Origin of the sequence: Limibacterium fermenti, assembly GCF_041902845.1 — a bacterium.
In the GTDB taxonomy this organism is placed as follows: Bacteria; Bacteroidota; Bacteroidia; order Bacteroidales; family Dysgonomonadaceae; genus Limibacterium; species Limibacterium fermenti.
The window spans coordinates 93078-110740 of the sequence record NZ_CP159486.1 but is presented as its reverse complement, the minus strand read 5'-3'; the positions used below and the strand labels follow the sequence as shown (position 1 = coordinate 110740).

General features: G+C 45.6%; 13 protein-coding genes. 3 read left to right on the top strand and 10 right to left on the bottom strand.

Annotated features, from left to right (window positions below; genetic code table 11):
- Nucleotides 1-35 precede the first annotated feature (35 nt).
- The 5 genes from ABNK31_RS00450 to ABNK31_RS00430 form a co-directional block, all read right to left on the bottom strand.
- Nucleotides 36-1751: a RagB/SusD family nutrient uptake outer membrane protein gene (locus ABNK31_RS00450; RefSeq protein WP_418893817.1), complete on the bottom strand. Its 1716-nt coding sequence runs from the start codon at nucleotides 1749-1751 to the stop codon at nucleotides 36-38.
- A gap of 108 nt (nucleotides 1752-1859) precedes the next feature.
- On the bottom strand, nucleotides 1860-4967 hold the full coding sequence (locus ABNK31_RS00445; RefSeq protein WP_418893816.1) for a SusC/RagA family TonB-linked outer membrane protein: 3108 nt from the start codon (nucleotides 4965-4967) through the stop codon (nucleotides 1860-1862).
- A 795-nt stretch (nucleotides 4968-5762) separates the two neighbouring features.
- On the bottom strand, nucleotides 5763-6752 hold the full coding sequence (locus tag ABNK31_RS00440) for a redoxin domain-containing protein (RefSeq protein WP_418893815.1): 990 nt from the start codon (nucleotides 6750-6752) through the stop codon (nucleotides 5763-5765).
- Between the two features lie 24 nt (nucleotides 6753-6776).
- Nucleotides 6777-8297, bottom strand: coding sequence for a glutamine-hydrolyzing GMP synthase (gene guaA / locus ABNK31_RS00435; RefSeq protein ID WP_418893814.1), 1521 nt, complete (start codon nucleotides 8295-8297; stop codon nucleotides 6777-6779).
- Between the two features lie 204 nt (nucleotides 8298-8501).
- Complete coding sequence (locus tag ABNK31_RS00430) at nucleotides 8502-8627, bottom strand: hypothetical protein (protein ID WP_418893813.1); 126 nt, start codon at nucleotides 8625-8627, stop codon at nucleotides 8502-8504.
- Nucleotides 8628-8673: 46 nt separating this feature from the next.
- Between ABNK31_RS00430 and ABNK31_RS00425 the strand changes: the two genes are divergently transcribed.
- Genes ABNK31_RS00425 through ABNK31_RS00415 form a run of 3 tightly spaced genes read left to right on the top strand, consistent with a single transcriptional unit; the run spans nucleotide 8674 to nucleotide 10350 of the window.
- Complete coding sequence (locus ABNK31_RS00425; protein ID WP_418893812.1) at nucleotides 8674-9117, top strand: hypothetical protein; 444 nt, start codon at nucleotides 8674-8676, stop codon at nucleotides 9115-9117.
- Nucleotides 9118-9135: 18 nt separating this feature from the next.
- Complete coding sequence (locus ABNK31_RS00420; RefSeq protein WP_418893811.1) at nucleotides 9136-9348, top strand: helix-turn-helix domain-containing protein; 213 nt, start codon at nucleotides 9136-9138, stop codon at nucleotides 9346-9348.
- A 39-nt stretch (nucleotides 9349-9387) separates the two neighbouring features.
- Nucleotides 9388-10350, top strand: a complete 963-nt coding sequence (locus ABNK31_RS00415) for a lysostaphin resistance A-like protein (RefSeq protein ID WP_418893810.1) — start codon at nucleotides 9388-9390, stop codon at nucleotides 10348-10350.
- On the opposite strand, the gene ABNK31_RS00410 is transcribed toward ABNK31_RS00415, so the two are convergent.
- The 5 genes from ABNK31_RS00410 to ABNK31_RS00390 form a co-directional block, all read right to left on the bottom strand.
- Nucleotides 10337-10588 carry a hypothetical protein gene (locus ABNK31_RS00410; RefSeq protein ID WP_418893809.1) on the bottom strand — a complete coding sequence of 84 codons (252 nt, stop codon included), beginning with the start codon at nucleotides 10586-10588 and terminating at the stop codon, nucleotides 10337-10339. The genes ABNK31_RS00415 and ABNK31_RS00410 overlap by 14 nt on opposite strands.
- Nucleotides 10589-10824: 236 nt before the next feature.
- A complete protein-coding gene (locus ABNK31_RS00405) occupies nucleotides 10825-12786 on the bottom strand; it encodes a hypothetical protein (protein ID WP_418893808.1) in 1962 nt (653 codons plus the stop codon).
- Between the two features lie 47 nt (nucleotides 12787-12833).
- Nucleotides 12834-14180, bottom strand: coding sequence for a hypothetical protein (locus ABNK31_RS00400; RefSeq protein WP_418893807.1), 1347 nt, complete (start codon nucleotides 14178-14180; stop codon nucleotides 12834-12836).
- On the bottom strand, nucleotides 14177-15364 hold the full coding sequence (locus ABNK31_RS00395; RefSeq protein ID WP_418893806.1) for a hypothetical protein: 1188 nt from the start codon (nucleotides 15362-15364) through the stop codon (nucleotides 14177-14179). Before ABNK31_RS00395 ends, ABNK31_RS00400 begins: the two co-directional genes overlap by 4 nt.
- Before the next feature lie 210 nt (nucleotides 15365-15574).
- Entirely contained in the window at nucleotides 15575-17428 is a 1854-nt protein-coding gene (locus ABNK31_RS00390; protein WP_321579693.1) for a helix-turn-helix domain-containing protein, read from the bottom strand.
- Nucleotides 17429-17663 lie beyond the last annotated feature (235 nt).

The window sequence follows — 17663 nt, the reverse complement described above, 5'->3', positions numbered from 1 at the left end:
CTTGAATCGACACCCCCGGTAAAGCAAAAACAACATTAATAACCCGGATTTTGCTCTATACCCAGATCATTGCCCGATAATCCTTTCGGAATGGGGAAACGATAAAACCTACCGCTTACATTCGTCGTTTTGGAATGAAGATGCTTATACACTTTGGCAAAGAACGGATAGTTGGTTTTCACCTTTCCTGCCTGGGTGCCATCATTCTCGGGGCCGAATTTAGCCACTTGTGATTCTACGGATTTATAATCTTCTTTATAATACTCGAATTTCGGCGTTTCCGTCAGCACGGTGTTTACCAATTTACGCCAGCGTACCAGATTCAACCAGTGCTTTTGCTCAAAGAAAAGTTCCAGATACCATTCATTTTCCAGATCTTTTTGAGTGAGCGTCGCTAAATCGCTCAAGCCGGCTCTTTTTCGCAGTTCATTGATCACGCCAGCGGCTTCAGTTGCTTTTCCCAGATTGAGTAAAGCCTCAGCTTTGATTAATAAAACTTCCGCATAACGAATTTCAATACGGTTGATGTTATTCGGTTGGCCAGCCTCTGTTCCCGGCGCCACTTCGGGATATTTGGAGTTGCGATGAATGTATTTCCCGACACGGGGAGAAGTGATAGGATATACATAATGATACTCTTTATAATCGCTTGCGCTTTGCGGACTGTTCACGAGGGGTTCATCTTGATTATATAAACGTGTAAGGAGAGAGAATCTTTTTCGTTTATCTTTATCGGAAAAGCGGTCAAGAAGCGTAACATCCGCCGGGCCAATATGGTTATCCTGATATAAATCGAAACGGAAAGTAAACGGGCAATGCGTTTGATGGTTTCCTTGAGCATCTCCCTGTCCGTCGCCATCGTGATGGATCGTAAAGATATGTTCGGGTGAACGGTTCTCCGCAGGCACGCCGAAGTTATCTTCAAAATCGTTTTCCAATTTGTAATTACCGCTATTAATGACTCTATCGGCATATTCTACCGCTTTCTCCAATTTTTTCGTATCCCAAGTAACAGCAGAAGGATCCGTTTTGCTACCGGATATGGCTCCTACTTCGTTTTGCGAAAGAGGTTTGCTCGCCCAAGTCAAATAAGCCCGGGCAAGGATGGCATTAGCAGCCCCTTTGCTGGGATTGGAGCGAGTCTGGTCAAAAGGCGGCAAGTCAGCTTCCGCTTCCGTCAAGTCTTGAACGATTTGTTCGTAAACCTTATCAATGGACTGACGTTCGGTTTGTTCCTTTTTCGAAGAAGTTGTGCTTAAAATAAGAGGGACTTCCCCCCAAAGTTGAGTTAAGTAGAGATAATCCAGACCGCGAACGAATTTGGCTCGGGCTCTTGCAAGCTTGATCACATCCTGAGATAAATTTCCGCCTGCGTAGCTGGAATCGGCCTTAGCCACCGTACGATTTGCTTCATTGATGCTTACATACAGATAATTGAATACTTTTGTCGGATACCAATTGTTGATATCTGTTTGAAAAAGACTGACCAATGGCCCGGCTTCATCATCGGCTCCTTCAAAACTGATAGTATTTTCGGTTGCCGACTCCAATAAAAAAGAATAAGACGAACTTAAGCGTTGCAGAGGAGGATAAACGGCATTTACGGTCGCCAATGCTTCCTGATCTGACTTCCACACCGATTCCTCGGTAACGACACTCGGCGGATCCGATTCGTTTTCGCACGAATAGAATACAAGACTACTGATTAGTATGGCTGCAAGAGCTGCCAAATTTAAAGACTTTTTTTTCATAACCTGATAATTTTAGATGTTGATAATTTAAGAATGATTTATTTCTTTACACTCCTTAGAGGGATGTACTTTTTATTCGATATTATTCTTTGCCGTCCATGATTACCGTTAAAATGTTATACTCGCCCCGATAGTAAATGTCCTGGCTACGGGGTAAGTGCCCAAATCAATTCCTTTTGCGATTTCGGGATCATAACCTTTGTAGCCGGTAAGGGTAAACAGGTTTTGAGCCGTTCCGAAAAACCGGAGCTTAAAAGGAATGTTTTTGGAGGCAAACGGAAGCTTCACAAGGGTATATCCTACGGTCAGGGTCTTAAGCCGCAAGTAAGAGGCATCTTCTATATACCGGCTGTCCAATTCACTCGAAAGAGGCACATTCGTAATACGCGGGACGGTCGTAGAAGGATTGGTTTGAGTCCAACTGTCCAATAAAACGTCCGAAGCATTGTACGCATCATTCGGGCTTTCCAGATAACGCCGCAAAAGATTATACACTTGATTCCCCTGTGATCCTTGCAGCAGGACAAACAAATCGAAATTCCGATAATTGAGCGTACTCGAAAACCCATAGGTAAAATCCGGTTGGCGACTTCCCAATACTACCCGGTCATTTTTGTCGATATGATTATCGTTATGGGCATCTTTGAATTTAGGATCGCCCGGCTGTAACGTCGTATAAGCCGGAGACGTCGGAAGTTTTGAAACATCCTCCCCTGTTTGTACGACGCCTTCGAATACCAAACCATAGAATGAACCGAGCGATTCTCCCACTCGTAAAATTTCGACTCCGTCTATAATATCTCCGTTATCATTCAATTTTGTTATTTCGTTATGGTTGCGGGCAATATTGCCTGTAAGCGACCACTGGAAGCCGGGACGATCGACGGCGATAGCGTTTACCGTTAATTCTACTCCTTTATTGACAACATTCCCGACGTTGACCAATTGATTGTTCTCTTCACCTAATTTGGGAGGAATACTTAACAGCAAATCAGAGGTTTTTTTGTAATAAGCATCGGCCGTCAACGAGATACGGCTGTTCAGAAATCCGGCATCGACCCCTATATTGTATTGAGTGGTGGTTTCCCATTTCAAGTTTTCATTGCCGCTGTTTCCAACCCGGTAAGCAACATTTCCTCCGTAATAAACAGCTTCGAGTAATTGCAGATACTCATAATCCCCTATTTCCTGATTACCCACACTTCCCGCACTCAGGCGGAGTTTCAGATTATTGAGTGTCTTGGCATCCCGCAAAAAAGCTTCGTCGTTTATATTCCAAGACAATCCTAAAGAAGGGAAAATGCCCCATTTATGGTTTTTGGCAAAACGGGTGGAATAATCGCTGCGAAAATTCGTCGTTAAATGGTAGCGGTCTAATAGGGAATAGTTGATTCTTCCCAGCAGCGAATAGAGTTTACTACGCGTTGCTCCGCTCAAAATAGGGGTGCTGCCGTAAGGCTTTCCATCTTGCAAATTGTCTACGCCCAGATCTTCATTGGTAAAACCGGCACTCATCGTGGTAAGAAGATTCATCTTCGTATCCTGATAGGTAAATCCCCCTAATGCATCAAAGGAATGAATATCCTTGATCTTTTTTGCATACGATAGCGTAAATTCCGAAAGCAAGATTTCCACCCGCTTGTTTCCGATCCCTCCTATGCCGTCGGGTTCTAATCCCAAAGCGGTATAAGAAGGCGAAAAATAATTTTGCGTCGTATGACTGATATTGCTTCCGAGATTTATCTTAGCGGTCAACCCATCAATGGGAGAATACTTCGCATAAAAATTGCCGAGCACCACCGTATTAATCGTTTCGGCGGTACTGTTCTTAAGATCGGATATCGGGTTTGCCGTCTTGCTCCCTTCCCGCAGGTAAGCATATTCGAAAGGATTGTTATAATTGTAAGATCCGTCGGCATTATAAAAAGGAACGACCGGAGGAATATACAGGGCATACGTCAAAGAGTTGGCAATCCCTTTGGAATAAGGAGAACTGTTATAATTAACGCCTTCAAAAGTCGTCAGGCTGTTTTGGGTACTTTTGGTGGCCGTTAAGTTAACGCCTACGGAGAAGTTGGAAAACACGTTGCGGTCATAATTTATCCTTCCGATAAAGCGGTCGAATCCTGATTTCAAGATAATTCCATCTTGCGACAAGTTTCCTCCCGATAAAAAATAGCTCGATTTTTCATCTCCTCCACTAATCGAAACGGAATGATTTTGTGTCACGCCGGTCTGCAAAACGGCATTCTGCCAATCATATCCGTCCCCCAATTGCTCGATCTCGGCATCACTGTATCCCGGCTTGTTGAGAAAGTAATCCTTTTGCATACGAGCCCATTGCGAGGCATTGAGCAGATTCAATTCTTTTGCCGATTGGCTTTGGCCCAAAGAATATTGGTAATTGACGGCACTTTTTCCCTTTTGCCCTTTTTTGGTGTTGATAAGAATGACTCCATTGGATCCTCTCGATCCGTAAATAGCCGTTGCCGATACATCTTTCAATACTTCAATGGATTCGATATCGGAAGGATTCAATAAATTCAGCGGATTGGATTCTCCTTCGATTCCCCCGAAGCCGACTTTCGTCGATGAGTTATCGCTGAAATACGGAAACCCATCGATCACATAGAGCGGATCGTTGCTTGCATTGATGGAGTTTCCGCCACGAATACGCACGCTCGACGAAGCGCCCGGTTGTCCGGAACTCTGAGTAACATTCACTCCTGCCAGGGCGCCGCTGAGCAAGGCGTCGACCGAAGGAGAGGTGTTATATTCCAGATGTTTGCGGGAAACGGACGCCACCGCTCCCGTTAACTCTTTGCGGCGTTGCGTGCCATAGCCGACAACCACCACTTCCTCCAAGTCATTCACCGCTTCTAACAGTAGAATACGGATAGGCGATTGTGCTTCTTTCACTTCCACTTGCTGCGTTTCATAACCGATAAAACTGACAGACAATATTATCGGAAACGATTGATTTACTGTAAACCGGAACGCTCCGTTCTCGTCTGTGAGAGCCCCATTCGCCGTAGATTGTACGACAACGGTCGCACCGATTACGGGTGCGCCGGAGTTATCGACGACAACACCTTGCAAGGACGTCTGCGAATACAGGCCAAGAGATAGGAGTAAGAACCCTAACAAAGGGCCGATACCTTTTTTGTTTACGGATAAGATATTTTTCACTTGTGAAAAAATCGCTCTATTATTCATATTGAAATTCATTTTTAGCCATACGCTTCGCCCTTTTATAGGGTAAAAGCGTTGTTTTAACACATAGCCGCATAAATGAGAGAATTTTATCTTTCTTGCGGACGTATTAAAGTATATCGTACTTAATCTGTAAAATACAGATTATCGTATTGTTCCGGTAACCGGAACCGTTTAATAAATTTTTAAATAAAGAAAAAGAAAGGAAGAATTAGCGGCACATGCACATTCGCATGACGCAACAGGAAGAGAAAAGAGTCGAGTAGATGGTAAAAGAAGGTACGAAAGAAACAAACCGGCCGGATCTTATGCCTTTCACCCGGTCGTGATCTATCCTGAACAAATCCTTTCGGGTTTGTTTTCGATGATTCCGTTTTAAATAATTATCCATATTGCTTTTTACTAAAAACTGTTTTGATAAATTCTGAAATACAAAAGTAGAGCCTCTTTTTCAAACCCCCAATACCAATAATGTGGTATTTTTAGTCTTCATTGTGTTATTTTTGAGTTTTTCGCTGTGTATTTAGGGGGAAATGTCGCAATATTTTCCATTTTAATTGCAAAAAGGCTAAGAAACTGTTTAAATTCCTTACGAAAGGAGGTTCCTAACGTATTCTTCGCAATTCAAAAAAAACGTTTTGAACCGAGAAACAAATTTAAACAGATTCTAAAAGACAAGAACCGTTTTGACGATGTGCGGATCTTTGTATCTTTTTAGAATAAAAGATTGTCCCGCAGGAAATTCATCTGAGTGAATCGGTATCCGGCGATATTCCCGTGATTTATTTTTATCCTTGCTTAAGGGCGAAGGCTTGTTTTTAAATAACTTTCCAGCGTCTCGGGCTGAATGCTCCTGGCAATAATCGTTCCTTCGGGATCGACGAGCACGCCGGTAGGAATCCATCGAAGGGCATAGGTTTTCACAACATCACTGTGCCATCCGCCGGGGGTGATTAACTGCGGCCAGGCCAATCCATCTTTCTCGATAGCGTCTTTCCACCGGTCTTTGTCTTCGTCAATGGAAACGCCTAAGATTGTAAAGTTATGAGTTTTAAATTGGTTGTAAAGCTTTACCAGATGCGGATTCGATTTACGGCAATCGGGACACCAGGAAGCCCAGAAATCAATCAATACATATTGACCTCTTAATGACTGCAAACTCAACGAATCCCCGTTCACTGTTTCAAGCGTAAAATCGGGTGCCTCCTTTCCCGGTTGGACTCTTTCCAACCCCGTCAGCGTTTCATCTATTTCTTTTACATAAGAATGGCCGCTTAAGGAGTCGGAAATCGTATTTCGAAGGATTTTCAATTCGTCAAAATCATATTTATATATCTCGCGGGTGAGAAAATAAACGGCTACCGGCGATGATGGATTGGTTACTATCAGACTGTCGGCGTTCAATGTTCCCTTTCGGCTTTCCGGTAAAAGCAACTGGAACAGTTCCGTATTTTCCGAGCCTTTTATGCTCTCGATTTCCCATTCGTTGTTGAAAAGGACTTCCGTGGGAGCATTCTCCAAGAATATCTGGGCGCGCTGTGCTTTTTGGGACGAATGTAGCGCATATACGCGAGGCTCGGGAACAGAGCCCGAAAAAGAGAACTTCCGATCGACGATATGGGAAGAATCGATATTCCTATATTCCCGGTCTTTATATTCCTGTAGATATATCCACCCTTCGATTCCGTCAGGGACAGTGCCCGTGATGGAATATCCTTCTTCTGTTTTCTGTTGACGACAACCCATAAAAGTCAAAATCGATAAAAATAAAACAACGGCTTTCTTCATATTTTGTCAGATTATGATCGGAATTTATTCCCATTCGATGGTAGCAGGCGGTTTGGAAGAAATGTCGTATACCACCCTATTCACCCCTTTTACTTTATTGATGATCTCATTCGATACTTTCGCCAGGAATTCATACGGCAAATGAGCCCAATCGGCCGTCATGGCATCGGTAGAAGTGACGGCGCGCAAGGCAACGGTATTTTCGTACGTACGCTCGTCGCCCATTACGCCGACCGACTGCACGGGCAGCAAGATGGCTCCCGCCTGCCAAACTTTGTCATACAAACCGACTGTCCGTAAATGCGAGATGAAAATATGATCGGCTTCTTGTGCAATGCGTACCTTTTCGGGAGTGATGTCGCCAAGGATACGGATACCCAATCCGGGGCCCGGGAAAGGATGACGGAAGATCAGGTCGGGTTTCATACCCAATTCCAATCCTATTTTGCGCACTTCGTCTTTGAACAGCAAGCGTAGCGGCTCGCACAGTTTCAGATTCATCTTTTCGGGCAGCCCCCCTACATTATGATGGCTTTTAATGGTGGTCCCGGTTATGGAAAGCGATTCGATGATGTCGGGATAAATGGTTCCTTGTGCCAACCATTTGATGTGTGTTAGTTTATGCGCTTCCTCGTCGAATACATCGATGAAGTTTTTGCCGATGATTTTCCGTTTTCTTTCGGGATCGGTCACACCCGATAATTCTTTGTAAAACCGGTCTTTGGCATCGATTCCGATCACGTTAAGTCCCAGATGTTCGTAGTTCTGAAGGACTGTCTCGAATTCGTTTTTCCGCAACAAACCATGATCTACAAAGATGCAGGTCAGGTTCTTTCCGATGGCCCTGTTCAGCAGGACGGCCGTTACGGATGAATCCACTCCGCCGGAAAGCGCAAGGATCACCTTATCATCGCCAAGTTGTTCTTTCAATTGTTGCACGGTTGTTTCGATGAAAGAAGCCGGCGTCCAATCTTTTTTGCATCCGCAGATAGAGAGGAAATTATCCAATATCCGGGTACCTTCCTGTGTGTGGAATACTTCGGGATGAAACTGCACCCCCCATGTTTTTTCGCCAGCCACCTTATATGCAGCAATCGGAACATCTTCGGTAGAAGCAACCGCCTTGAAATCAGCAGGAACGGACAAGATGCTATCGCCATGAGACATCCATACCTGCGATTGTTCGGCAATGTTTCCCAGCAATTCATCGGAAACATCCTTCACATGCAAACGGGCGCGCCCGTATTCGCGCGTATTGCTTCGCGTCACTTCACCGCCTGAGGAATAAGCCATGAATTGCGCTCCGTAGCAGATTCCCAATACGGGATACTTCTTACGGATTTGGCTCAAATCGGTTTTGAAAGCTTCTTTGTCGTTCACCGAGAAAGGGCTTCCGGAAAGGATAACGCCTTTCACATCGGTATCGCCGAAAGGAAATTTATTGTAAGGGATAATTTCGCAATAGGTGTTTAGCTCTCTGACACGACGACCGATAAGTTGAGTCGTTTGGGATCCGAAGTCGAGGATGATTATTTTTTCGTGCATACTCTTATTTGTTTTTTTGAACCACAAAGATACGCAAAAAGACAAAAGAGAAAAGGCAAAAGACGCCACAGAAATGTTGCAAAAGGTATCGCTCGTGATACTAATCCGCTTTTACATATTGATGGAAGGAATTTATTTATTGTTTTTCGATAAAAATATATTGCTATTTGAAAAAACTATTCTATCTTTGCATCGTTAAACTTTTTACTCGACAAGTAAATGAAACGGAAGAATAAAAAAACGGAATTCGCCATTCTTTCCATCCTTGCGATAGCGGTTTATGGAGGAATGATCGGCCGAGGCGAGCCATCCTCCTACGAGGCGAGCCATCCTCCTAAAAGAGGAGCAGGAATTAACAATTTAAGGATTAAGAAAGATGAAACCAAAAGCATTAGTACATATTTGTTATGTCATCAGCGGTATAACTGCTGCAATGGGCGTGTCGGAATATTGGAAGATTCTGAGATTAAGTTATGAAATGGGAAAAGATGACACCGATGATTTTGTTTGGTACTTTCTCCTTCAAGGAATACAAGCATTGGGCATTATCTGTAGTTGCATCGCATTTTTCATTTTGGCTCTTCAAGCTGCAAAAGGGAAAATTTTTACCAGAGGAAATGAATTGTTATTAATGATATTTGGAAGCATCATCCTTGCATTGGGAAGCATATCTTATCTTTTCTCTCACTTTTTCTCTACGATAGAAAATCCGGGCGCAGCCAGTAGCTTATTGTTATTAGTAGGATTATCTTTTATATTTTTCGCTCTTATCTTCAAGATCGGCATCGGCATGCAGCAAGATCAAGACCTCACCATTTAAAAGAAAGGAGTCGGATTCATGCCTATAATAGTAAACCTTGATGTGATGATGGCGAAACGGAAGATATCGTTGAACGACCTTTCCGAAAGAGTCGATATTACTCCGGCAAATTTATCGATATTAAAAACCGGTAAAGCAAAAGCCATCCGGTTCAGCACACTGGAGGCTATTTGCAAAGTACTGGACTGTCAGCCCGGAGATATTTTGGAATGGAGGGAAGGGGAATTATGAAGTATGAGCTATGAAGTATGAATTTTAAATAAATAAAAAATGAAACACTTGGAACGGGCCCTGGACGGGCAAAACAAATTCGGAAAATATGTGGCGATGACGCTCATTATTTTCTTAGGCGCCTCGACCATCGGATCTATTCCGCTGATGATGGTAATGGTAATAAAGTGGGTGATGAAGGGAGGATCACTGGATCCTTCTTCGGTTTCGAACATGATGAATCTTTCATGGTTGGGGATCTCGAACAATCTGTCCTATTTTTTAATGCTTCTTGCTTTTGTAGCGACATTTTTCGCATTTAAATGGCTCGTGAAACCTTTTCACAAAAGGACGCTTAACGAAACCATCAACGGACGGGCGTATATCCGTAAAGACCGGATAGGGGCTGGAATCCTTGTGTGGGGAGTTATTTCGGCCATTATGCTCATCATCGGCTTGCTAACGTCTCCCGAAGAATACCAATACCAGTTTAATCCCGGCGCCTTCATTCCTCTTGTCCTAATTACAGTCATCGTCATGCCTTTTCAGACTTCTTTCGAAGAAATATTTTTCCGGGGGTATCTTTCGCAAGGCGTGGCCGCATGGACAAAGAGCCGGTGGTGGACACTCGTCATTATCGCCTTGCTCTTCGGATTGATGCATGTCGCGAATCCCGAAGTGAAAGAATTCGGGTTTTGGCTGAGCATGCCGCAATATATTATCATGGGGCTTCTTTTGGGACTTATCTCCATCCTTGACGACGGGATCGAGCTTGCCCTCGGCATTCATTTCGCGAATAACGCCTTCTCCGCTTTATTCCTCACATACGAATCGTCGGTGTTGCAAACCGATGCGGTTTTCAAGACCATCGATGTACATCCCGAAACCGATACCTTCTGGTTGATAATAGCCGCCATCATTACCGTGCTGTTTTTCAAACGGCGTTATAAATGGGATTTCCGTATTATGAACAAAAAGGTTGAAGTTACCCCGCCCCCGATTCCGGAAGCTATTGCCGAATAAGAGGCAGGAATGGAGAAAGACGAAGAGATGGAATGTTTTGGGGTAAATGGCTTTTATTATCATTTATAAGTCGAAAGGCGCTTGAGATGCCTGTTTTGATACCTGTAAAAAACTCTATGGTCCATGTTTTGCGCTTGGAAGATAGAAAAACCTGGTCGGCAATGGCATTGTCGATCATGATATCGCAGACAGTGAGCATTTCGACGTCTCTACCCCGATAAATTCTTTTTATACTCATATTCTTTTTGTTTAAAAGGTTATAACGGTATAAAAGTACGAAAAGAGGGAATACGTTATTTTTCAAAAACAACTTTTGAACCTGAAAAACCGCTATTTTAGAAAAAGTTAAACGTAGAAGACAAGTTATTTACTTTTGTTAAACTTACCATTGATGGAATTCCAGCCGGATTTATTTTTCATTCTTCCCGTTGGTGTCCATTATCTCCACTTCGTTTCCATTCCATGACGATATTATTATTTCAATCCTTGAGCCGAAACGGTCAGTTGGCGTCCCATCGCTTTTCCGTTCTGATCTTTCAGTTGTACGATATAGGTGTGTTGCAGCCCGGATATTTTCAGGTCCTTGTTGAGGAGTTCCTGTACAGCAGCATTCCATTCCTTTACGAGTTCGTTGTCGAGCAACTGCTCGGTAGGGGCGCAACGGGTTACGGACGTTACATCCTTGAAACGGGTGCTGCTGTGTTGCAATTCGTTATAAACAAGTCCCCATTCCACCAGATCGGCAATATCGGTGCAGGTGGCCGTGTAGGATTTACGGAAACGGTTGGGCACAGGAAGTTCTATGGAAAGAGGGTCTGTTTTGTTTGTGTTGGTCTGCACGATTTTGACGGAATTCCTGGTTATAAGATCCCCTTCGCTGGCGGCACTCTGGGCGATGAAATTAATTTTAGCCATGAACCTGAAGGGTTCATTACCCCGCTTACGGGTGTCGCCGACAATCCAATTCCACGACTGGCGGGTATAGCACAGGCTGACCATAGGCGAGCCTCCCCGGGGATATACGCCCTCGCCGTTACCGCTTTTTCCCTTAAAGTAAATACCGTCCATATCATAGTCCCATTTCATCCAATCCTGATATTGCTTCAAACGGTCGATATATTCGTTGTCGGATGAGGAGGTATATCTTATGTCGCAGTTTTGGTTTATACCCATGCTTATCCTTATTTCCTTTTTTTGCTGTTGTACGGTTTCCTGAAAGTTGTAGCTTCCCGATAGTCCGACGACCAATCCGTTGTTACATCCTACATTTGCGCCGGTAGTCCAGCCCGATACCGTTTCCTTTGTGGTGGTTATCCCTTCGTTGCGGGGTTGCGGGTTCAACAGGTCTTTTAGCGGGTACGCCGTTTCGCTCCATCGCACAAACACGTCCGGGCCTCTATAAGTATATCCGGCTATTTTAAATTTATATCCCCAGCTTTTTTTCTCATAATACTTTCCCCGGTATATTTTTGAGGCGTCAAATTCTTGTTCCATCACCACATGGTAGTAGTCTTCGTCGCAATCGAACGAATAGAGGGAGAATGTCCAGAGACGGACAATCGCATTAATATAGCGGTTGTCATCTTTCGTATATGTGGCGATACACGGCACCAGTATTTTGTGACTTGGTATCTGGTCCAACTGATTCAACGGCTCATCGCCGGCCCGGGTCGATTTCAAGGCGGTTTCTCCCAAAGCGCGGGTAATGTCCTCGTCCTCGTTCAACCACTCGGCGGCATCTTCGGCAAAGAGCCCGTACTCGTAAGCGCTCGGTTCGCCGGGAGTTACCGTAACGGTTTCCGTTTCGTTTGTTTCGGGATTGAACTGCTCGACTTCATAAGAAACGCCGGAAGCGTAAATGTCGGTTGCCACAAGAAAACTCTGATTGCGGCGCATGGCGAAGAAGTCGTAGGGATACAAAGAGGCGCCGTTCGCTGCGGAAACACTTCGGGACTCAACCGTTTCTTTAAAGGCTTTGTCGATATCGTCGAACAGGGCGATCCAGAAGAACAAAGCTCCCACCGCGTTGGGTTTGTGGAGATAAATCACGGCTCCGTTTTGGAAGACCTCCTTAATAGCCATGACCAAGGGGCGGTCCATTTTTTCCAACGATTCGGTATCGATATACACCACTTGCACGTCGGCGGGGACGGATGTGGCGCCGGCGGAAAGGTTATAGCGCTTGCCGGTGCTGCGCTTCAGCAGCAAAGCGGTTACTTCATCAAAATGGTCTCCTATTACCGCTATCGGTTTGCCCACGGTGGTTTTCACTTCATCATCCGTAGGCCATACCGTCGTGTTCAGGGGCTCGGTGTCGGGGTCTTCTATTTCCTGAATCTCTTCTTCATGATGGCGGCACGATGTGAGCAGGGAAACTGTTTCCAGTAATAAAACCGCCATTAATAAGCGGATAGCGAAAAAAGCAATTGTTTTCATTTAATCAACCTTTAACTTGAAATCCGGATCAAACTATTTTGAAATTATTATTTCGGGGCGGCAACAAACCGTATAGGACGGTCTTGCGCTGCTCGGGTCTGCGAATTCCGATAGCCTTCGTGGATGTTGAACGAGGGCAGGTATTTGCGGACGGCCGCTACATCCAGCACGCTATATCCCGGTTCTCCGGCTTGCAGGGCGGCATAATGGGATTGAAATCTTTCCATCGATACCTTTTCCACTTGCTCGAAGTTTCGGTCTGTTTCCGCAAAAAGCTCATCCCGCGATTGTGTAAAGTCCGGATATTCCTCGGTATGGCACATCTGGGTAGGGTCCCACGGATAAAGGGCGCCCGAAGGCAGTTCGATGAAAGGATAAACATGCCCGGGGATAAAAAACAGTTTGACGCGAATCGCCTGATTGAGGCACCATGAAGCGAAAGCGCACGACAACTCCGCACAATAGCCCTGCCGGCAAGCGAACACATCGTCAATCGTACGGATATACTGCAGATCGTGACTGAAGTGTATCGTGTACCGGAGACCGTATTTTTGCATCAGGTAAGAGAATGCTTTAATCGACTCGATATAAGGCTCATCGGTTTTTGAAGCGATGCTGATGAGGTTGCTTACATATCCGTCGGCGATGACTTCCTGTTTTAGGCGGTCCACCAACGGCGAATGCTCGTCGATATATCCGGCGGCGAGCGCATTGGCGGTATAAGAAAATTCATTCTTCTCGGTAAACCATGCGGGGAAGCTGCCCATATCCTTCATATAGGCTTGTATGAGTTGGAAAAACGCCTCGTCTTCCAACTCGTTCAAGCTGCAATCGAACGCCACATCGTGTACCGTCCGGCAGATAAACGCCTGTTGGTAAGTCTCCACCGGTTGACCGTCGAAACTTATGTTCCACAACAAGTTGACCAGCCGGCTGGCCTGCCATTGGCTCAACGCCCGATAGTTCCAGTTCACAGGCAGGTAAACATATATAAATGCCGAATCCTTCAGTTCTTCGGGCACAGCCGCCGTGTAATTGTAGGCTCCGTTGATTTCGCCGGGCTGCATGCTGACGGTCATTTTTACGCCGGCTCCGGGATTTCGTATTTTCATCAACAAGTCAGCCGTCGTAAAGTCCTGCACAAAGCGGCTGTCCGCATACAATTTCTTCAATCCATCGGCTTGCAGGATAAAGGAAGGGCAAAGGTCGCCGGTGAAGGGAGTAACGGCGTAGAAATAGTTCCGGCTGCTTACTTCCTCAATCCAGTCTTCGGAAGAATAATCCTCCGAAACGGGAGTGATATAGGTATTCTCCTTCGTGCACGAGGCGGCCGGCATCAATAAGCAACCGGCAAGGGCGGCCAAGATGATTTTGTCGGTTCGTTTTTTATTCATTTTTCCGTCAGTGTTACCGTCAGCCGCAGAAGTCCCCGAATGCGGGGATACGCCTTCCCGCCATGTTTCCAGTCCGCACTGTAATGCGACACATAATAGTACGTTCCCGGCTCGAGTTGCAACACAGGGTCACCCGCTACCATGATGTCCCCCTTATAGGTCAGCGAAGAAAAAATAAGAAAATCGGGGTCGTCATTAATGAGTTGTCCGTTGGCGTCGTACAATCCGTTTACCTGCCAGGTCACTCCGCCGAAATCGAACGTCTCGGATTGTTTTTCCGTCAAGCCCAAATGCTTCAGCTTTTCCGTATAGTCCACCTCGAAATCCTTTTTAAAGGTCGGATTGCGAAGGTCGGCCAGCGAAAAAGTCAACTCCGCCGATGCGGCGACGGTCACAACAGGCGGGGACAGTACAAAACCCACATCGCCCAGCATGGCCGTACGTCCGTTTTTATCGGTTACCGTTACGATAAGCCCGGTCATGATCCGTTCCTCTGCGGCCAGTTTGCTTTCCGCCGTAGGATTCAGTTGCACGGTAAATCCGGATGCGTCTTCCATTTCCTTCACAATGAAATCTTCAGCCTTCACCGAAGAATTCGACGGATGAAGTTGCACTTCCATATCGGTGATATCGGCCGGATCGGCTTCGCCGGTAGCCGTGACGAACACCGGCAGCGAAATCCACCGGTCCTTTTCCACCGCATCGCGGTAACCGGCCGAAAAAGGATGCTCCAGCTTGTAACGGTCGATGATGGAATACGGGTCAGCCAAGGTTGCGCTTGCAGTTACGTGCGTCGCGCCGCTTTTGGAATAAGCCATCAGGTGTACGGTTTGGGAGGCGACTATCCGGGAGAAATCGGACGCCTTGGCCTCGAGGCGCCAGGCACCTTTTGATGCACCGGCTTTCAGGGAAGTTACGGTAAGCAATTCAGGGTCGCTTTCCATGGGAGATTGCTTCAACAAAACTTTCGAGACATCGGCATCGACAGGCTTGGCGGTAAAGTCGATGGTCACCGTACCCGCTTCGGAGAGCGAATAGGAAGCCTGGGCGGTGGTTACGCTCTGTAAATCGACCGGCTGAGGCGTCTCCGGTTCGTTATCGTTACCGCATGATGAGAAGGCGGTCATAAGAAAACCTGTCGCCGCGAGGCAAAAGGCGTGTTTGAATAAAGATTTCATTTTCATACTGATTCTATATTTATTTTATCCATAATTTATATTCCGGAAATTCGAGATGTCTGATAATAAAGTAGCGCGCCGATGATTTATTCGTCTGCGAAGGTAAGGAGAAGCGATTTCAACCCAAAGGAAAACAGGGCGGTTGTTCTCTCAAAAAGTCACATAAGGTCTCTCAAAAAATCACATTGGAGAAATAACCGGTTTATTTTATAAAAATCAATCATCCGTATCGTCCGGACAAGGAACATCGGTTATTTGAGAGGCTGCGGATTGATATTCCATGGGAGTAACGCCGAATTTTCCGGAAAAAAGGCGATAAAAAGATTGTGGAGACATGCCGCATTGCTTGGCGACGGCGTCGATGGTATATACGGGATATTCTTTTAATATCCGGGCAGCATATTCCAACCGTAAGTCATTAATATAGGAGATAAAGTTTTTCCCCGCATATTGTTTAAAGAGTTGCGCAAACTTATTTTTGGGGATATAGATTGTTTTTGTCAAATCGTCTCTCGAAAATCGGGGTTGCAGGAAGAGTTGTCCGCTGATGATTTCGTGCTCCACTTTATCGAACAGCATACGGTCATAGTCGCAGGAAGAGAACCCGTTTCCGTTAGCGGCATTATCCGCCGGGGAAACGTCTTTTCCGGAAACAACCGGATACGTATCCGTCAGGGGCAGGTAGCCGCCCGGCTTCATTGCTTCCTGCAATCTCTGCTGTAACGCCATATTCTCTTCATTTACACGAAACAACCTATCCCGGAAACCCAGCAACTCGTGAATCGTCTTGACGGCGGCTTTGTTTTTCCTGCTGATGGTGCGATTAAAGCGAATCATCTTAAAAATAAATCCTGCGGAAAGCGCTAAAATCAAAAGGACGCTTGCAAGTACAATATTGCGCCGCTTGAGTTGCGCCGACTGTTCTTGCAAAAGAGCTTCCTTTTCCTTTGTTTCGTAAATAGTGGCGAGTTCTATGGCGCTTTTACGTTTCTCCCGCATGCGTAAACTATCGGTAAGCGCAACAATGGAATGAGCGACACGGGCAGCCGAACGGTAATCGCCCAACCCGTCGTAAGCCTTCATCTCGTTAGGAAGCAACGTCTCCACATAATAAGCGTTGACGGTATCCCTGCCCGTACGGAAATATTCTTTTTCTTTTTGAAGGCTCCGGAGCGCATCCTCATAGCGGTGAGAAACAATCTGATAAGGAGCCGTCAGGGCGTTGCCTCCAAGTGTGTGAACATACTGTGTACGGAGTAATTTATCATAGTAATTTTCCGCCTTCATTTTATCACCGTTCAAATAAAAAATCAGGGCATAAAGGGTATACAGGTTGGCGCAGCGCAAGTCGTAAATACCTTCCGGCAGGCCGGGACAGGTATTCAGATGCTGCAAAGTTTTTTCGCAAAGAGGCAGCATATCGATCGCGTCCCGATACATCTTATCGTTCTGTAACGCGTTTACCTTTTCCATCAGCGCATACAGGAACTCATCCACCTCGCTCCATGCCGGACTTCCGCCCATCTCCTGACGATATAAACCGATACTGCGGTCGAAAAAAGGATAGGCATCTTCTGAAATTCCCGCAGCCGCCTTGGAAAGGCCTACATGTAGCTGGAAAAGAGCTTCGTCTCGCTTTGAACCGGTTTTGCGCGACACCTCTATGCCTTCGAGGGCATAACGGACACTTTGTGTATAGTCGCCGTTCTTATAATATTGGTGCGATATGATTTTAAGACACTTCAGAAGTTTTTCGGGGGCATTGCGGATCTCCGGATCATGATAGATCCGGAAGCTATACGTAAGAGCGACATTAGGCTGCTCGAGCCCGTTATTATAGATTACGGCGCGAAGTCCGTTCCGGTCAATCGGGGAAAGCAAGCCCCGTTGCTCTGCCGTGTCGAGTAAGGCGAGCGCCCGTTCAGGCTGTGTAATACTGAGGCCATTAATATAATCCGCTGTAAAAATGCTGTCGGATACGTTTTCACCGCTTGAACGCAAAGAGTCCCGACGGCAACCGACCGCTACCGTGATAGAAATGAATAAGAATACAATACACTTTTTTCTCATGCCCTCTTTTCGGCTTTACTTTCGTTTTAACAACGGGAAGTCCCGCTCCGGGCGATATCCGTGCGAACACGCCATTCCGTCTTATTTATAACAAATTTAAACCGTTTTCTCGCGTAAAGGTAAAAAATAATATTTCAATAGAAAGGATAAAATGCATATTCCTCCTTTGTCGGCCTGGCCGGTAAAAAGAACGAAAGAGACGGATTGAGGAGAATACTTCGATGAAAACCTGCTT

What these genes read in the sequence shown, in the direction of transcription:
- ABNK31_RS00450 (WP_418893817.1), bottom strand. Translation starts at nt 1,751, where the DNA reads ATGAAAAAAAAGTCTTTAAATTTGGCAGCTCTTGCAGCCATACTAATC.
- ABNK31_RS00445 (WP_418893816.1), bottom strand. Translation starts at nt 4,967, where the DNA reads ATGAATAATAGAGCGATTTTTTCACAAGTGAAAAATATCTTATCCGTA.
- ABNK31_RS00440 (WP_418893815.1), bottom strand. Translation starts at nt 6,752, where the DNA reads ATGAAGAAAGCCGTTGTTTTATTTTTATCGATTTTGACTTTTATGGGT.
- guaA (WP_418893814.1), bottom strand. Translation starts at nt 8,297, where the DNA reads ATGCACGAAAAAATAATCATCCTCGACTTCGGATCCCAAACGACTCAA.
- ABNK31_RS00430 (WP_418893813.1), bottom strand. Translation starts at nt 8,627, where the DNA reads ATGGCTCGCCTCGTAGGAGGATGGCTCGCCTCGGCCGATCATTCCTCC.
- ABNK31_RS00425 (WP_418893812.1), top strand. Translation starts at nt 8,674, where the DNA reads ATGAAACCAAAAGCATTAGTACATATTTGTTATGTCATCAGCGGTATA.
- ABNK31_RS00420 (WP_418893811.1), top strand. Translation starts at nt 9,136, where the DNA reads ATGCCTATAATAGTAAACCTTGATGTGATGATGGCGAAACGGAAGATA.
- ABNK31_RS00415 (WP_418893810.1), top strand. Translation starts at nt 9,388, where the DNA reads ATGAAACACTTGGAACGGGCCCTGGACGGGCAAAACAAATTCGGAAAA.
- ABNK31_RS00410 (WP_418893809.1), bottom strand. Translation starts at nt 10,588, where the DNA reads ATGAGTATAAAAAGAATTTATCGGGGTAGAGACGTCGAAATGCTCACT.
- ABNK31_RS00405 (WP_418893808.1), bottom strand. Translation starts at nt 12,786, where the DNA reads ATGAAAACAATTGCTTTTTTCGCTATCCGCTTATTAATGGCGGTTTTA.
- ABNK31_RS00400 (WP_418893807.1), bottom strand. Translation starts at nt 14,180, where the DNA reads ATGAATAAAAAACGAACCGACAAAATCATCTTGGCCGCCCTTGCCGGT.
- ABNK31_RS00395 (WP_418893806.1), bottom strand. Translation starts at nt 15,364, where the DNA reads ATGAAAATGAAATCTTTATTCAAACACGCCTTTTGCCTCGCGGCGACA.
- ABNK31_RS00390 (WP_321579693.1), bottom strand. Translation starts at nt 17,428, where the DNA reads ATGAGAAAAAAGTGTATTGTATTCTTATTCATTTCTATCACGGTAGCG.